The 15,007-nt window shown below is 57.2% G+C and carries 10 protein-coding genes and 1 pseudogene; 6 read left to right on the top strand and 5 right to left on the bottom strand.

Translation table 11 applies throughout. From position 1 onward, the window contains the following. The first annotated feature begins 15 nt into the window (after positions 1 to 15). Positions 16 to 2,187: an AAA family ATPase gene (locus DCG74_RS10620; RefSeq protein WP_172785038.1), complete on the top strand. Its 2,172-nt coding sequence runs from the start codon at positions 16 to 18 to the stop codon at positions 2,185 to 2,187. A gap of 374 nt (positions 2,188 to 2,561) precedes the next feature. Here the strand turns inward: DCG74_RS10620 and DCG74_RS10615 are convergent. Then, a pseudogene (locus DCG74_RS10615) lies at positions 2,562 to 3,717 on the bottom strand (IS3 family transposase). Positions 3,718 to 3,838: 121 nt separating this feature from the next. Here DCG74_RS10615 and DCG74_RS10610 point away from each other — a divergent pair. Continuing rightward, positions 3,839 to 4,072, top strand: coding sequence for a hypothetical protein (locus DCG74_RS10610; RefSeq protein WP_172785039.1), 234 nt, complete (start codon positions 3,839 to 3,841; stop codon positions 4,070 to 4,072). 1,088 nt (positions 4,073 to 5,160) lie between these two features. After that, positions 5,161 to 5,667 (top strand): cupin domain-containing protein, encoded by a 507-nt coding sequence (locus DCG74_RS10605; protein ID WP_172785040.1) that lies wholly within the window; start codon positions 5,161 to 5,163, stop codon positions 5,665 to 5,667. Between the two features lie 243 nt (positions 5,668 to 5,910). On the opposite strand, the gene DCG74_RS10600 is transcribed toward DCG74_RS10605, so the two are convergent. Beyond that, complete coding sequence (locus DCG74_RS10600) at positions 5,911 to 7,701, bottom strand: adenylate/guanylate cyclase domain-containing protein (protein ID WP_172785041.1); 1,791 nt, start codon at positions 7,699 to 7,701, stop codon at positions 5,911 to 5,913. Between the two features lie 434 nt (positions 7,702 to 8,135). Between DCG74_RS10600 and DCG74_RS10595 the strand changes: the two genes are divergently transcribed. Next, a complete protein-coding gene (locus DCG74_RS10595; RefSeq protein WP_172785042.1) occupies positions 8,136 to 8,378 on the top strand; it encodes a hypothetical protein in 243 nt (80 codons plus the stop codon). Next, positions 8,287 to 8,670 (top strand): ABC transporter substrate binding protein, encoded by a 384-nt coding sequence (locus DCG74_RS38980; RefSeq protein ID WP_373569516.1) that lies wholly within the window; start codon positions 8,287 to 8,289, stop codon positions 8,668 to 8,670. The genes DCG74_RS10595 and DCG74_RS38980 overlap by 92 nt, the downstream gene beginning before the upstream one ends. Positions 8,671 to 9,466: 796 nt before the next feature. On the opposite strand, the gene DCG74_RS10585 is transcribed toward DCG74_RS38980, so the two are convergent. Together DCG74_RS10585 and DCG74_RS10580 are read right to left on the bottom strand one after the other, a co-directional pair. Then, entirely contained in the window at positions 9,467 to 9,643 is a 177-nt protein-coding gene (locus tag DCG74_RS10585; protein ID WP_172785044.1) for a hypothetical protein, read from the bottom strand. Positions 9,644 to 10,557: 914 nt separating this feature from the next. Further along, positions 10,558 to 10,743 (bottom strand): hypothetical protein, encoded by a 186-nt coding sequence (locus DCG74_RS10580; protein WP_172785045.1) that lies wholly within the window; start codon positions 10,741 to 10,743, stop codon positions 10,558 to 10,560. Positions 10,744 to 11,275: 532 nt separating this feature from the next. On the opposite strand from DCG74_RS10580, the gene DCG74_RS10575 reads away from it, so the two are divergent. Then, positions 11,276 to 13,048 (top strand): adenylate/guanylate cyclase domain-containing protein, encoded by a 1,773-nt coding sequence (locus DCG74_RS10575; RefSeq protein ID WP_246708784.1) that lies wholly within the window; start codon positions 11,276 to 11,278, stop codon positions 13,046 to 13,048. 997 nt (positions 13,049 to 14,045) lie between these two features. Here the strand turns inward: DCG74_RS10575 and DCG74_RS10570 are convergent. Beyond that, positions 14,046 to 14,966: a serine protease gene (locus tag DCG74_RS10570; RefSeq protein WP_172785046.1), complete on the bottom strand. Its 921-nt coding sequence runs from the start codon at positions 14,964 to 14,966 to the stop codon at positions 14,046 to 14,048. Positions 14,967 to 15,007 lie beyond the last annotated feature (41 nt).

Below are 15,007 nucleotides of genomic sequence, written 5' to 3'. Positions count from 1 at the left end.
AGGTGGGGTAAAGCCGTGAGTAGAAGTGATAGCGCCGGAACACTCACGGCGGGATTGGAGCTAATCGAAACACTGCGCGGCGACGCCAGCGCGGTCATGGACTTCAGAGCCATCCCCGAAACGGGCGCCGCGAAGAAGATGCTCGCCAGTGGCCCTATCCGCTTGCGTTACCGTGGTGCGCTTCCAAACCTGTTGGACAAGCTGAAGCGCCTCAACAATGAAGGCTTCGCCGTCTATTACGCTCTGAATCTCTCGGATGGCAAAGGCACTAAGTGCGCGAACTTCAGGAAGGTCTTGGCGCTGCCGCTTGATCTTGACACCGCACCACTGCCCAAAAAGTGGTTCCGGGGCTTAGAGCCTCACCTGATCATCGAAACTTCGCCGGGTAAGCACCAATGCATTTTCGTGATTGAACCTACCAACGACTTCGCCGCAACGAAGCACATGGTTCAGCGCCTCGCGAGAGCCTATGGCGGCGACCCCAGCGTTTGCGACGTGCCGCGCGTGTTGCGCATGCCCGGCTTCAAGCATCAGAAGGGCAATCCGTTCGTCAGCCGAATCATTTCTTCGCGGCAATTCGAGGCGCCGTATACGATGGTAGAGCTAGACAAGGCATTGCCGCGGCTACCCAGAAACGAGTCGGCGCCGAGCGATGAGCCGCCCGAAGGGTTCGACACTATCGGGCTTGAAGACGTTGAATTGATGCTCAAGGATGCAGATCCCGCGCAGGTCGTCCCCGGCAATACCGAATGGGAAGAAGTCGCGATGGCACTGCACACGCTCAGCAACAACGATCACGACGTCAAAGAATTCTTTCTAGATTGGTGTCAGGAAGACCCGAGCTATGCGGGCCAGGAACATCGCGACACGAACGAATTCAGATGGGATTCGTTCACCGCCGACAAGCCCGGCGGCCGTGGCGCCGGCACCCTGCGGCGACGACTGTTGGACAACGGAATCAGTGCCGAGAACCTGAAGGTCATCTTCGGTCGCGCAACGCCTGAGGACGACTTCGACGTTGACCCAGCGCTTAAATGGGATTTCGAATCGGTCGAAGACTGCCGGAAGAATGCGAGAGTCTATAAGACCAATAGCGGGGTTCAGTATCAGCTCGCAAGCGAGGTCGAACCGGAGCCCATTAACTGGCTGTGGCCGAACCGAATCGCGCGCGGGAAGTTGAACTTCCTCGCCGGGCCGCCTGATCAGGGCAAGTCGCAGATTACCTGCGATCTTATCGCTCGCGTCACGACCGGCAGCGCATGGCCAGACGAGTCCGGAAAACCGGCTCCGGGCTCAGTCATCGTATTGGCCGCAGAGGACGACGCCGGCGATACCATCGTTCCGCGCCTTAAGGCCGCAGGTGCCGAAGTTTCGAAGGTGATGATTGTGCAGATGATGGTCAAACCCTTGAAGGCCCGGCCCGAGCGCATGTTCAACCTTGCCAACGATCTGCCCGGTTTGGCGGAGCTTATTCGGACCTGCAACGACGTTGCACTTGTCGTAATCGACCCAATCAACAGCTACATGGGCGCGGGCGGGCGCAATGGGACCGACACATTCAAGGCGTCGGAAGTCCGCTCCGTCCTGAGTCCTCTCGGCAACCTCGCCGAACGCCATGACGTCGCTGTGCTATTCTTATCTCATCTTACTAAGAACAGCGGCGGCAACGCTCCGCTCGCCCGTATGCTCGATTCGCAGGCGTTCACTGCAATCGCGCGGTGTGGATGGTTTGTCGCGCCGGAGATGCAGGACAGGAAGGAAACCGCTCGCAAGTTTTTCGTTAAGGGCAAGAGCAACATTGGCGCCCCGGTGCCCGGACTCACCTATGAAATTGAAGAGACGACCGTCACGACCGCAGCCGGGCTTGTGCTGAAGGTGCCGCGCATCAAGTGGACCGGCGAAACGGACATGTCGGCCGGGCAGGTCTTCCGGCAGATGGACAACGGCGGCGAGCAGGAAAAGGGTTCGGCCCTCGAAGCGGCGATCACGTTCGTAGAGGACGAGCTAGCAAGCGGGCCCAAGCCGTCTGACAAATTGAAGGACCGGGCCGAAGAACGTGGCCATAGTTGGCGCACTGTCCGCCGCGCTGCCTTCGAAGGCATTGGCGTTAGGAGCGAGCGCAGCGGTTTTGGTAAGGGTTCCGCCTACGTTTGGTCCCTTCCGGGCCCCGATATCGACTTCGGCTAGACCGTCAAAGCAGACATTCGCTGCACTGCGACCGGCGGCGCCTTTTGGACCCATAGCGGACGCCGCCCCTCGTCGCCTATTCAACAGTGTAAGGGTTGAGCTTCGGAACGCCCTGCTTCCATTGTACCCATTCTTCCGCATCACGGAGCGACACAAAATCGGCAACAGGGATGTCCGTGAGATCAGGGCGACGCTCTGTTACCCGCCAACCGCCCGCGTCTAAGCGCTCTATGATAAAGCTCTCGACAGGCAAGCCAAGGTTGGCCATTTCAAGCTAGTCATTCTGCTGGAATGAATGGAAGCATAAGCTGACTGAGGTGGTCCCGGTTGTCTGAACAGCAATTCCGCGTCGATTAGTGGAGCTTCCGCCAAAATTAAGCTGCCGCGCGGAACGGCAGCGGGTTGAAGTAAGCTTGATCCGGGGTGCCGCCGTCAAGGCTCGAGTGAGGACGCCGGCCATTGTAAAAGCCGAGGTATCGGCCGATCGAGGCGCGGGCGTCGGACACGGTGTCGTAGGCCCGCAGATAGACCTCCTCATATTTGACGCTGCGCCACAGCCGCTCGACGAACACGTTGTCGCGCCAGGCGCCCCGGCCGTCCATGCTGATGGCGATGCCGTGACTGGCGAGCACGCCAGTGAACGCCGCGCCGGTGAACTGCGAGCCCTGGTCGGTGTTGAAGATGTCCGGCTTGCCGTGGCGAGCGAGAGCATCCTCCAGCGTCTCGACGCAGAATGCGGCTTCCATCGTGATCGAGACGCGCCACGACAGCACCCGACGGGTCGCCCAGTCGAGGACAACAGCCAGGTACACGAAGCCCCGCGCCATCGGGATGTAGGTGATGTCCATCGCCCAGACCTGGTTCGGACGCGTGATCTCCATGCCGCGCAGCAGATATGGATAGATCTTATGTCCAGGCTCGGGCTTGGTGGTGCGCGGCCGGCGGTAGAGCGCCTCTATCCCCATCCGCCGCATCAGCGTTTTGACATGCCGGCGGCCGATCTTGCTGCCCTCGGCAGCCAGCAGCTCTCGCAACATTCGCGAACCGGCGAAAGGAAACTCCAGATGCAGCCGGTCGAGCCGTTGCATGATTGCGAGGTCGGCGGGCGGCACGGCACGTGGTAGATAATAGACACTGCCACGGCTGATCTTCAAAACTTCCGCCTGCCTGGTGATCGGCAGATTGTGCTCACGATCGATCATCGCTTTGCGCTCAGCAGGCCCGCTTTGCTGAGCGCGCCTTCTAAAAAACTGAGCGCGGCGCTGCGCGCCTCCTGTGGGATATCAGCTCCCCGATCTTGGCGTGCAGCGCTTTCACGTCCACCGCGGGCTCGCTCATCCGGTTGCCTCCGCCAGGACCGAACACATCGGCCGCCGCTTCCTGAAGCTGGGCCTTCCACTGCGTGATCTGGTTCGGGTGCACGTCGAAATGCTCAGCCAGCTGGGCCAGCGTCATCTCGCCCTTAATCGCGGCTAACGCCACCTTCGCCTTGAATGCCGGTGCGTGGTGCCGACGGGTTCGTCTGCTCATCGTCTCTCCTGATTCGCGGGTCAATCTTGCCCGCCATCAGGCAGAAACTCCACTTATCGCCCTGTCCAGATTTCCGGAGCCAGCTCTAACTTCGTCGGCCTTTACAAGGAGGCACGCCAAAATGCGTACGGTTTTTCTGCTCTGGCACAGCTATCCGCGCGAAGACGGTCTCGATGAGAATGATACCGAAGATAAGCTCGTCGGGGTCTACAGCAGCGCTGCCGAGGCAGAAGCAGCAAAAATGCGCAAGCTTCAATTTGAGGGCTTCCGCGACTACCCTGACTGCTTCCAAGTTAGCGAGATGGAAGTCGATAAGGACGAGTGGAGCGAAGGATTCGTCACCGTGAAGACGTGAAGTGACGTCCGCCGATGTCTCCTGTTGGCCCTGGCTGTGTAAAAACGCGAAAGATCGAAACACGGCTAGAATGACATTCTTCAGTTTGTTCTCTAAGTTTAATGCGCTTGTGAGGTTGACCGCTAAGACGGTCTTGAACGAATGACTTATTCTATCGCCGTCAAGCGCCCTGGCGTTTTCACACGGCCAAGACCCTTAGCAGAAGCGCCGAGAACGACTTCGAACGTCTGCTCCCGCACTTAGCTGACCTATATACACGGGGAATTTTGGTCAGCATGGACGAAAGACTATAAAACAAGGGGGGAGTGCTGACCAAGCCTTGGTCAGCATGGCGCATGCTGACCATCTCCATGCTGACCAAACGCTCCATGCTGACCAAAGGTTGGTCGGCACTATTACTATTATATATCAACTACTTAATACATGCTGACCAAACGTCACCGTGTATATAGGGGATGGTGATGGTGGCCCGCGGCCATTTCCGCCTTTTGTTTCTCTTATCAATCACATGAACACGCAAACGGTAGCCGCGGCTCGCGCGCTGAGAGCGTTCGGTGTGCATCTGTATTGCTCAACAACGCCGCATTAGGTTGGTGCGCTTATCGACCGATCGGAATTTATTCGTGCGATGAAGAAGAGAAATATTTGCCGCTTGCGTGCTTAAGCAATTTTTCTGCGGGTCCTTTCGATCGCGAAAGCGCTATGAGGGCAAGAACGGAGCGCAAGGCCCCCGTGGAAATGGCTTCTCAACTTTTCGCCTACGAAATGGAAAAGGAAGCTCCCGCGTTATCCTCTTCCATGCGTCCGCTCTTTGATCCTCAGCGGACATCTAAACGGCTCTGCTCAAAGACTGCTTGTGACCCTGGCTGTGTGAAAACGCGAAAGATCGAAACGACGCTAGAATTACATTCTTCAGTTCGCTCTCTAAGTTGAATGCGCTTGCGAGTCTGACCGCCAAGACGGTCGTGAACGAATAACTTCTTCTATCGCCGTCAAGCGTCCTAGCGCTTTCACAGCCAAGACCCACAACAGACATTATTCAGGAAATGCTCTAACGTGAATACCTCACACACGGTAAGGGAGATAACATGGAACGAGAGTTCTCGGATCGGTCCCCATTTCCATCCGGTCCACTATTGATCCCGTTTGCGGCCGGCGAGAAATTTCACTCCGGCCGCCTTGGCACACAATGGAAGATCGATGGCCCTCAAACCGGCGGCCGCTTCTCCGTAATCCATCATCAGTTGTCGCCCCGCACGTTAGCGGCGCCCTTGCACCGGCACCATCGCGAAGACGAGCATTCGTATGTGTTGACCGGCACCTTCGGGGCGTTGCTGGGCGACGATGTCGTCACAGCCGAACCAGGGACATGGGTGTTCAAGCCGCGAGGGCAGTGGCATACGTTCTGGAACGCAGGCGACGCGCCGTGCGAAATAATCGAAGTGATTTCACCCGGCGGTTTCGAAAATTACTTTCGCGAATTGCGCGAGATTTGGCCCGACAGAGCAAAAGCTGGGCCGCTTCTTCAAAAATATGAACTGGATATGGATTTCGAGAGCGTCCCTGATTTGTGCGCGCGCTTTGGTTTGGTTTGATGCGACATGGCGGATAGTGGCGCATTGCGGACTCGATTTGCTCAAGTTGAGTTCTTCGCATTTTGACCCTGGCTGTGTGAAAACGCGAAAGATCGAAGCGACGCTAGAATTAAATTCTTCAGTTCGCTCTCTAAGTTGAATGCGCTTGCGAGTCTGACCGCCAAGACGGTCACGAACGAATAAGTTCTTCTATCGCGGTCAAGCGTCCTAGCGTTTTCACACAGCCAAGAACCAGAGCCGACATCACTCCTTCGGCACTCCGGCCAAGTGAAACCCTTTTACAGCGCGCTTGGCACCTGCGAGAAACGCCAGATTGTCGCTTACTGAAAAGCTCTTGAAGCGTTTGATAGTGAACGTCGGATTCAGCGCAAGCCCCGCTTGCACGGCAGCCCACGCCTCCTCCTGCTCACCGAGAAGCGCGAGCGCAGCAGCCAGCCCAAAATGCGAGGTGGGATGATTACGGTTGGTCTCGATGCTGCGACGGAACCAGCCGAGTGCTTCGTCGTCCGCGCTAACCTGCAACTTGGCGAAGCCGACCATCATCGACCATTGGAAGCTGAGGATATCGCGAGGAGAGAGACGAAATGCTTCACTGACATGCGTCTCGGTCTCTGCTCCACGCCCCATAAAATACTTGGCCCAGCCGATCAGCGCGTGCGCCTCAGCTATGTTTCGATCGAGCGCCAATGCTCGTTCGCACTCAGCAAGGCCCTGAGCGGCTCGGCAACTACACATAAGCACGCCGCCCAAAGCTAAATGGGCAAACGGGTGATTAGGCGCGAGGGACAGCACCCTTCCCAGCGCGGCCTCGGCCGCCACAAGATGCGCGGTTCGTTCGTCGGTAAAGAAACTACTTCCAACCACAAGATCGACAAACGCAATGCCCACCATCGCTTCGATATTTCCAGGATCCAGGAATAGCGCCCGTTCAAAAAACGCCCGCGCTTGTTCCATATGTTCAGGCGTCCACCCCTTGTTCCACGAAGCTTTACCTTGGAAACACAGATCCATTGAACCGCGATGCACAGATCGTTCTGATCGCTGGGCCTCGAATTCCGTCAGCTGAGCATTTAGCGCATTGGCGAGATGGGACACGATCTCGTCCTGCATATCGAAGAAATCAGTGATCGGTTTGTCAAAACGATCGGCCCAAAGATGTGCCCCGGTCTCTGCGTCCACGAGCTGCACGTTCACTCGAAGTCGTTTGCCGCTTCGCTGCACCGAGCCTTCAAGCACATAGCGAACGTTCAACTCACGACCGATCTGCCTGAGGTCGATTATCTTACCTTTGTAGGTGAATGCAGTATGTCGGCCGATAACAAATGAGCCGCTGATACGCGACAAATCCGTTGTCAGGCTCTCGGTCACACCATCGACGAAGTAGTCCTGCTCTGGATCGCCACTGAGGTTGGCGAAAGGCAAGACAACGATAGAAAGATGAGGTTGTCCAAGTGCGATCGATACCGCGCGCGGAGAACTCGTCGTTCGGCTGGGGTCATCGGGTGCGACGGCATAGGCCCGAACCGGACGGCCGATGTTCTTAAGGTTCTGCTCTCCCAAATCGGTGAAGCTATACCGGAACTTGCCTTGCACTTGATCGTAGACCGCTAAGGAGATGCAAACGCCGCCGGGTGCTGCGATGCTCTCGAGCCGTGCCGCTATATTGACCCCATCGCCAAAGATGTCGTTGGATTCGACGATTACATCACCAATGTTGACGCCCACCCGAAAAGTGATACGTCTGTCCTCCGTGTCGCCGCTGGTCAGTTCCCGCACGCGCGCTTGGAATTGCATCGCTGCCCGAACCGCTTCGACGGCACTTGGAAACTCTGCCAATAACCCGTCGCCGGTGTTCTTCACGACGCGACCACCGTATTCTGCGATTGCGGGCTCGACACCGTCGGCGAAGAGCGTCATGAGTTTGGCGTGCGTAGCCTCTTCGTCTTCGTGCATTAGTCGCGAATAGCCGGACACGTCAGCCGCCAGTATTGCCGATAACCTGCGCTCGATCCGAGCTGGCCCCTGTGGCGCCATGGTCAACAACTCCTGTCCGGCACACTTGTACGCTTGGTCTTCCGGCAGTACCAACGTCCAACATCCGTGATTTCGCCCTCGCTCGCTCGAAACGACAGTTGGACTGACTTATTTGCGGAGAGCATTCCGAGAGCACTGCGGATTTCGCCTCGTGGCCCTTAGCTGCCCCTCGCCGAAGGCGCCGCCTAAGTTAACGACTCGCCGTTCTTGTACCACGTCTGCTGTTGGCCCATCCGCGAAGTTGCGCCTCGGCGGTCGGTAGTCCGCTCGTTGAGACAGAGCGGACCAGATTTGCTCAACCTGAGTTCTTCGCGTTTTGCCCCGGAGCGGTCCTAGTTGTTGTATTTGCGCTGCAACAATTCGCGGCATGAGACAATCTGCGTCGCGCGAAGCATTCCACTAATCGTCTGCTCTCTCGTGTTATTGAGGGTCCGATGAAGCTGCGATTTCTGATCACGCTTTTCATGTTGGCGGAAATCACCTCACCCTGTATTGCATCCGCAGAGAAGGCCGACTTCCCAACGATCGGCTATCTTGGCTTCGACTCAGGCGACAAGAGCAAGGAACTGCTCGCCGCCTTTCGGGATGGCCTTCGTACTAAAGGTTTCATTGAAGGCCAGAACGTTGCGATCGAGTACCGGTTTGCCGAAGGAAAGTACATCGGTTTCCCGAGTTGATCGCAAGCCTCATTCGAAGTCGTGTTCGAGTAATTGTCGCCGCCACCGGTACCAATGGTGTTTTGGCGACGACGGCCGCGCGACGAAGACGATCCCAATTCTGTTTGCAATTGCCATGGATCCTGTGTCCGTGGGCGTTGTTTCCAGCTTGAACAGACCAGGAGGAAACGCGACCGGCGTGAGCATGTACACGCCGCAAGTGACAGCCAAGCGACTTGAGTTCTTGGCTGAGTTGACGCCTGGTGGCGGTACAATTGCCATAATGATCAATCCGACGAACCCTAATGCATAAGCTGTCGTTTCGGATGCTGAAGCAGCGGCCGGGGCACTTCGGCGGACGATCGATATTCTAAGGGCGAGCACGGACGAGCAAATTGCTACGGCCTTCGAGGAGATCACAGACCGGAAGCATGTTGCCCTTTTGGTTAGCCCAGACGCATTTTACATTGCGCGGCGAGAGAAGCTTGCCGCCCTGTCCGAGCAGAAGCGAGTCCCTGCGGTTTACGAGTGGTCTCTCTTTGTTAAAGATGGGGGGCTTATGAGTTACTCGCCTCGCATTACAGATGTTTCTCGTCAGCTTGGCATATGCAGGAAAGATCTTGAACGGCGCGGCCCCTGCAGATCTTCCCGAGCAACCGATCAAATTTGAGTTGGCCGGGCAGGCTGGTCTGAGGGGGGCGCAGCGCATCAAAGCGGGCTGCCCGCCACCCTTGCATTGCCGGTCAGCTCAATGGCTGAATTCGACACGGCTCTTCACTTAACCGAGGCTTCTGTTTGCCCCGGTAGCCGCACATACGTGCCGCTCTCATGCACCTCCAGCCAGCCGCGCTCCTGCGCCAACGCGACTGCGGCGCTGAATGGTTCGCCCATATGCCGCCCTGTTTCAGGAAGGGTACATGGTTGATCACCTCGATGAAGACGCGTCCGTCCTGCACGGGTTGAATGCCGTTGGCGATCTCGACCAGCTTTCGGGCGGCGGTTCCCGGGTCGGCCAAGGGGCGAGCAGATGTGTATTTCATAGTGGCGAGGGATACATTGAGTCGCGGTAGCTGACCAACCAAGTGGACGCCTTGGCCTTCGCTTTGAAGTTACTTCGGGTCTTGCCTGCCATCGAATTCGCGAGCGGCCAAGCTAAGCTCCAGCTCTTTGAGCTGTTCGACCAACTGTTCTACGATCTCCTCGTAATCAGATGGCGTGAGGGAATGCACGCCACGCAAAGTCAGCTGGCTCTCAAGGATCGTCGCCATCATGGCTTTAACGCTCATGACCTCTCGCTAAAAAAGCTGATCGTCATAAAAACAATCGGAAGTAGGCGCCAAACACTACGGGTGCGCAAGTCGTAGGATTACGGCCATGACGGACCTTTGCAGTGCAAATACGGCATGCTCGATAGAACGCTTTGCCCGCGGGGTCCGATCATTGATCGCCGAATGAATGTACTGGATTGCGCCGATTGTGATCGAGGCGCGATTTGCAGGCACACGAAAGCCGAATCGCGCTTCGTGGAGTTAAATTTGGTTCTGAGTCATAACTATGATGACTCCGACGCAAAAATAGAAAATAGGGTGCAAAAAACAAAAAAGAGTGGGAGGAGTAGATGGATACTGTATGTCGCCTGCGCGCGATGGCATCGCTGTGCCGTCAGACCGCCGCGCATCATCCCGTAGAAGTTGGAAACTGCTCGCCGAAGCTGAGTATTGGGAGCATTTAGCGAACGATGCGGTGCGCGATCACTTCCAACCGTGCACATCTGGCTTCTCGCTCCCAGCAAGAGATGATGCGAGCACCACGCAGTCCGCGCACGGTATGGCGGCATGAGCGCTTTCGGTTACTCAAGTCCCCTCGACGAAACACAGCTCTCACTTTTAAAAGGGTCCTGTTCTGGACGGAGGCGGTCTCAACTTTCTCGTGGGGTACGAGCGAGTCAGCGGTTGGAATAGCAGAGTAGATCACGAAAAAAGCTGAACTATTTTTTTTGGCCGGGGTTGCGTTCATGGATAGCGTAGAGCGGTGCTTCGCCGCAGTGACGGCAATCGGTTTCTTTGTGACGGTCGTCGGAATGATATTGTTGCAAACTATGTGAGTTCTGCATCCGCGAGTTGCAATGGCCAACTCGCGGCGGGAGATTGGCCGAGGCTTTGGGCTGTAGGTCAGCGCCGCGCTCAAAATCGCTCGGGGACTACTTCTTCAACAGCAGTCCCAAGGTTCGCGCCATGCGCGTCACCGATCCGGCGTGGCGGCCAAGTTCGGCGGCTATCTTCGATGTGCCAAATCCCTGCCTGGCCAGCGTGATCAATCGTCGGACCTCCTGCTCGGCCCACTGCTTTGGCTTTGGTGTTTTCATGATGCGGCGCTCGATCCGCACCAGAACCCGTGAGCGAAATTGCCGACACTTGGGAAATTTACGGGTGGACTTCCTGCCTGAGGCCGGCCCTCGCCGTTGAACGGCAATTTCGATGCTTGTGGGCTATCGGCTGTAAACCGGGCGTAGGGCTGCGCTTGCCACGACCGCCGCTTGTGACCCGGAGCGGAGTGCGCCAGTTTTGCTGACAAAGAATAGAAGGTGAAAGTCCCCCACGGGGAGGCCTAGCCAACCACCCCGCCCCCGGACGCGCGGGTAGTGAATTTTTAGAAGCTCGCGGTGGCAAGCATCGGGTAAAGGTGAAGAACCGCAGGCATCCGGCGATGGTGCGGGTGCGGGATTCGTTTGGCCCGGCCCCCGGCACCGGGTGCTCTTGGGGCACAGCGGAAGTTGACGGACAGCCGCCTAATGTAGAGGGCGACGCTCCTGACCCGAAATGGACACTGTGACGTTGTGGAAGAGGGTTCCAGGCCAGCTGCGATCTGCTATGTTTGTGTATCTGCTACGCTTGGGTAATGTTGATTGAGGGGGCGTCTTGGCCAGCGAGCGCGTGCAACGGCGACTAGCGGCCATTCTGGCGGCGGATGTCGCCGGCTATAGCCGGCTCATGCATCATGACGAAGAGTCTGTCTACGTCAAGCTGACAACACTCCTAGCGGAGAGTGTCACGCCCGCGATCACGGAACACGGCGGCCGCATCGTCAAGAACACCGGCGACGGATTCCTGGCGGAGTTTCCGAGCGCGGTGGAAGCGGTCCGAGCTGGCACGCGGTTTCAGACCCGCATTCATGAACTCACAATAGGCGATGCGGAAGACGAGCGCATTCTCTTCCGCGTGGGAATCAATATCGGCGACGTGATCATCGAACCCCATGACATCTTTGGAGATGGCGTGAATATCGCAGCACGGCTGGAAGGGATTGCGGAGCCCGGTGGCATCTGCGTGTCCGATGACGTTTACCGACAAGTTTCGGGCAAGCTCGGCGTTGCGTTCGACGACATGGGGATCCAGCCGCTGAAAAATATAGCTCGTCCAGTGCATGCTTATCGGGCACGGATTCTCGATGTCCCTCAAGGCCGGACGTGCACTTTCGTGCTGCCGCTGCCCGACAAGCCGTCCATTGCTGTTCTGCCGTTCACCAACATGAGCGGTGATCCGGAACAGGACTACTTTGCCGATGGAATGGTCGAGGACATCATCACCGCGCTGTCTCATTTCAAGGCGCTGTTCGTCATCGCCCGCAATTCGAGCTTCACCTACAAGGGGCGCGCCGTCGACGTGAAGCAGGTTGGACGCGAACTTGGGGTGCGCTATGTGCTGGAAGGGAGCGTTCGCAAGGCGGCCAACCGAGTGCGGATCACGGCTCAACTCGCCGATGCCGCTACTGGGGCACATCTTTGGGCGGAACGATTTGATGGTAGTCTCGGCGACGTCTTCGATTTGCAAGACCAGGTGACGGAAAGCGTAGTTGGGGCGATCGCGCCGGCGGTGGAAAAGGCCGAGATCGAGCGTGCCAAGCGCAAGCCGACCGAGAGTCTCGATGCCTATACTCTTTATTTGCGGGGTTTGCCTCGATTTTATCAGTTTGCAGGCCGACAAGCGAACGATGAGGCGTTGCGCTTGTTCAATAGCGCGATCGAACTCAACCCGGATTTTGCGTCCGCCTACGGACGTGCCGCCGCCTGCTACAGCTATGCCTTGATCTATGGCTGGATTTCAGGCACGGCGAACGAGATTGCCGAAGCGACGAGGATCGCTCAGCGGGCGGTTGAGTTGGGCAAGGATGACGCGATCGTGCTCGGCGTCGGCGGGTTTGCATTAGCGCATGTTGTTCGCGATCTTCGGGCAGGCGCCGCCTTGATCGATCGCGCGCTAGTGCTCAATTCCAATTTGGCCGAGGCCTGGTATTACGGCGGCTGGATAAAGAACTGGCTCGGCGAGGCGGAATTGGCGATCGAGCGCTTCGCGCGCGCCATGCGCCTGAGTCCACTTGATCCGCGGGTGATGCTTAGCCAAAGCGGGACCGCTCACGCACATTTCTTCCTGGGCCACTATGACGAAGCAACATCGTGGGCTGCGATGGCATTGCAGGACAATCCGGACTTTCAAACCGGATTGCGCATCGATGCCGCGAGCAATGCAATGGCCGGACGGCCCGAGCAAGCACACAAATCGTTGGCGCGGCTGCGGCAACTGTATCCCGCGCTGCGGGTTTCCAATCTCAAAGACGTGCTGGGCCCCTATCGACATGCCGAACACATCAAACGATACGAGGAGGGATTGCAGCGAGCCGGGTTGCCCGAATGACCATCGGGCGAAGTTGTTGGCGGGTGCCGACGAGGTGGTCAAATGAGTGCGACTTCCGCTAATGGCCCTGGCTGTGTGAAAACGCGAAAGATCGAAACGACGCTAGAATTACATTCTTCAGTTCGCTCTCTAAGTTGAATGCGCTTGCGAGTCTGACCGCCAAGACGGTCGTGAACGAATAACTTCTTCTATCGCCGTCAAGCGTCCTAGCGTTTTCACACAGCCAAGGCCCTTAGCAGACCAAGACGGGTGACGCGCCGAGCGTCCGCTTTTGGATCATGAGCTGACGCTTCTCCGACAGATGTACTCTTCCTCAAGCTGACGGGTCCTTCCCAGCCACCTCCCCCTACGGCGCAAGCGCGCTCCAAAATACCGCCGCCAGTTCAGGTGATTCTTGGGTTGACACGGTTGACAGGTTGATACGCAGGCACCTCGCCACAGCTACTCGTTGGAAAAGGCTTTGCCGAAGCTGTCCACGCGGAGGTTTGCGGTTCTCTTGGCGGAGGGAGAGAATCTCGAAAGAAAGTTTCTCGCCCGCCGCGGCTCAGGTTCTCTCGCTCGGGGAAGATATATTGAAAAACTTAAGAGCCTTCGGGCGCTGGATCGTTGGAAACATCCCGCTTGCCTTTCGGCTGCGAATGCAGCGCTAGCAACTCCTTCTTCGGTCGGCTGCCCAAGGAAGAAAGCACTTTTTCCGGCCAAGACAGCTCTCTAGCTCGTCAAATTGCTATTTGGCGTCCGACGAACGGGCCGCTGTTGCCGTTAGCGCCCTAACCTGTGCCAAGACTGACGCTGCTCGCACATGCGCCGTTGCGCTCGACCTGATCTCGATCGGAAAGCTTAGAAGCTCACCCCGGCGAGCGACATTGAGGAGCGAGCAGCTTGGCTCCTCCGCCTCAACCGCATGTTATTCGTCAGCAAACGCACCGAGTACGCTCGGCCCCGCGCCTGCAGCTCTACTTAATCACATCAGGTCAGCTGTCGCACCATTGCAAGCTCATTTATCGCTTCTCGCTGTATTTGACCTCCCCAGTTCCCCGCGGGTAACTAGATCTAGCCAAGGGCGCACCGAGATAAGCCTGCCGTACACCCCATATTTCTTGGGCAATGCGCAACCTTCTCCCCAGCTCGTCGTGCCGAATAGAACATTCGCACCACCTCGCGCGCGAGCGAGCGCCGGCCCCCCGCTATCGCCTTGACATGCGTCCTTGCCACCTGCCTTCAGACCGAGGCAGATCATTCTCCCCGTAATTTTCCCGTCATAAGAGTCCGCATCGTTGCAATCCGTTCGCTCTATCACTTTGACATCGGCTTTCTTCAGAATTCGTTGAATGGCTCCAGAGGCATCGACGCCCCAGCCTGTGATGACTGCAACATCGCCAACGTTGATGAGCTGGTCGTCCGCGCGCGAAACCACGGGAATTTCGCGTTCTGCAAACGACGACCGAATTTTGAGCAAAGCAAAATCGTAGTCCATGGAGCTCGCGTTGTATTTTGGATGTACCCAGATCTCGTCTAGGTCGAACTCCTCGAGCTCGTTGAGATCAATGCTTCCGGCCCCAACCGAGATGTATTGCTGAACTCCTATCATGGTTGCTACGCAGTGTGCCGCAGTAACGACCCACTGATCAGAGATGATGGAGCCTCCACAAAAATGACGCTCTACGCCAGGGGTCCCGCCGTCGTTCTTAAACATCAGGCTGACCTGGTGCGGAAACTCCCCCGGCTTAGCGTCGATCCCGCCGATGATCTTCGGAAGCAGATTACGTTGATCGGAGACAAACTTCTTCGCGGCATTTTTGGAAGGCGCAGATTCTTCGAGGTGTCGCGGCGGGAACCCCTCCGCACTAGCCACGATTACCCATAAAGAGTGAAGAAGCCCTGCAAGCAGGATCTGAAAGCACCGAGGACGGGCCATCGAATACTCCTATTAGCAGCAAGTCATAGATCGACTATTAT

The sequence above is a fragment of the Bradyrhizobium sp. WBAH42 genome (assembly GCF_024585265.1).
In the GTDB taxonomy this organism is placed as follows: domain Bacteria; phylum Pseudomonadota; class Alphaproteobacteria; order Rhizobiales; family Xanthobacteraceae; genus Bradyrhizobium.
The sequence above is the reverse complement of the archived record's forward strand: the minus strand, read 5'-3'. Positions and strand labels throughout refer to the sequence as shown.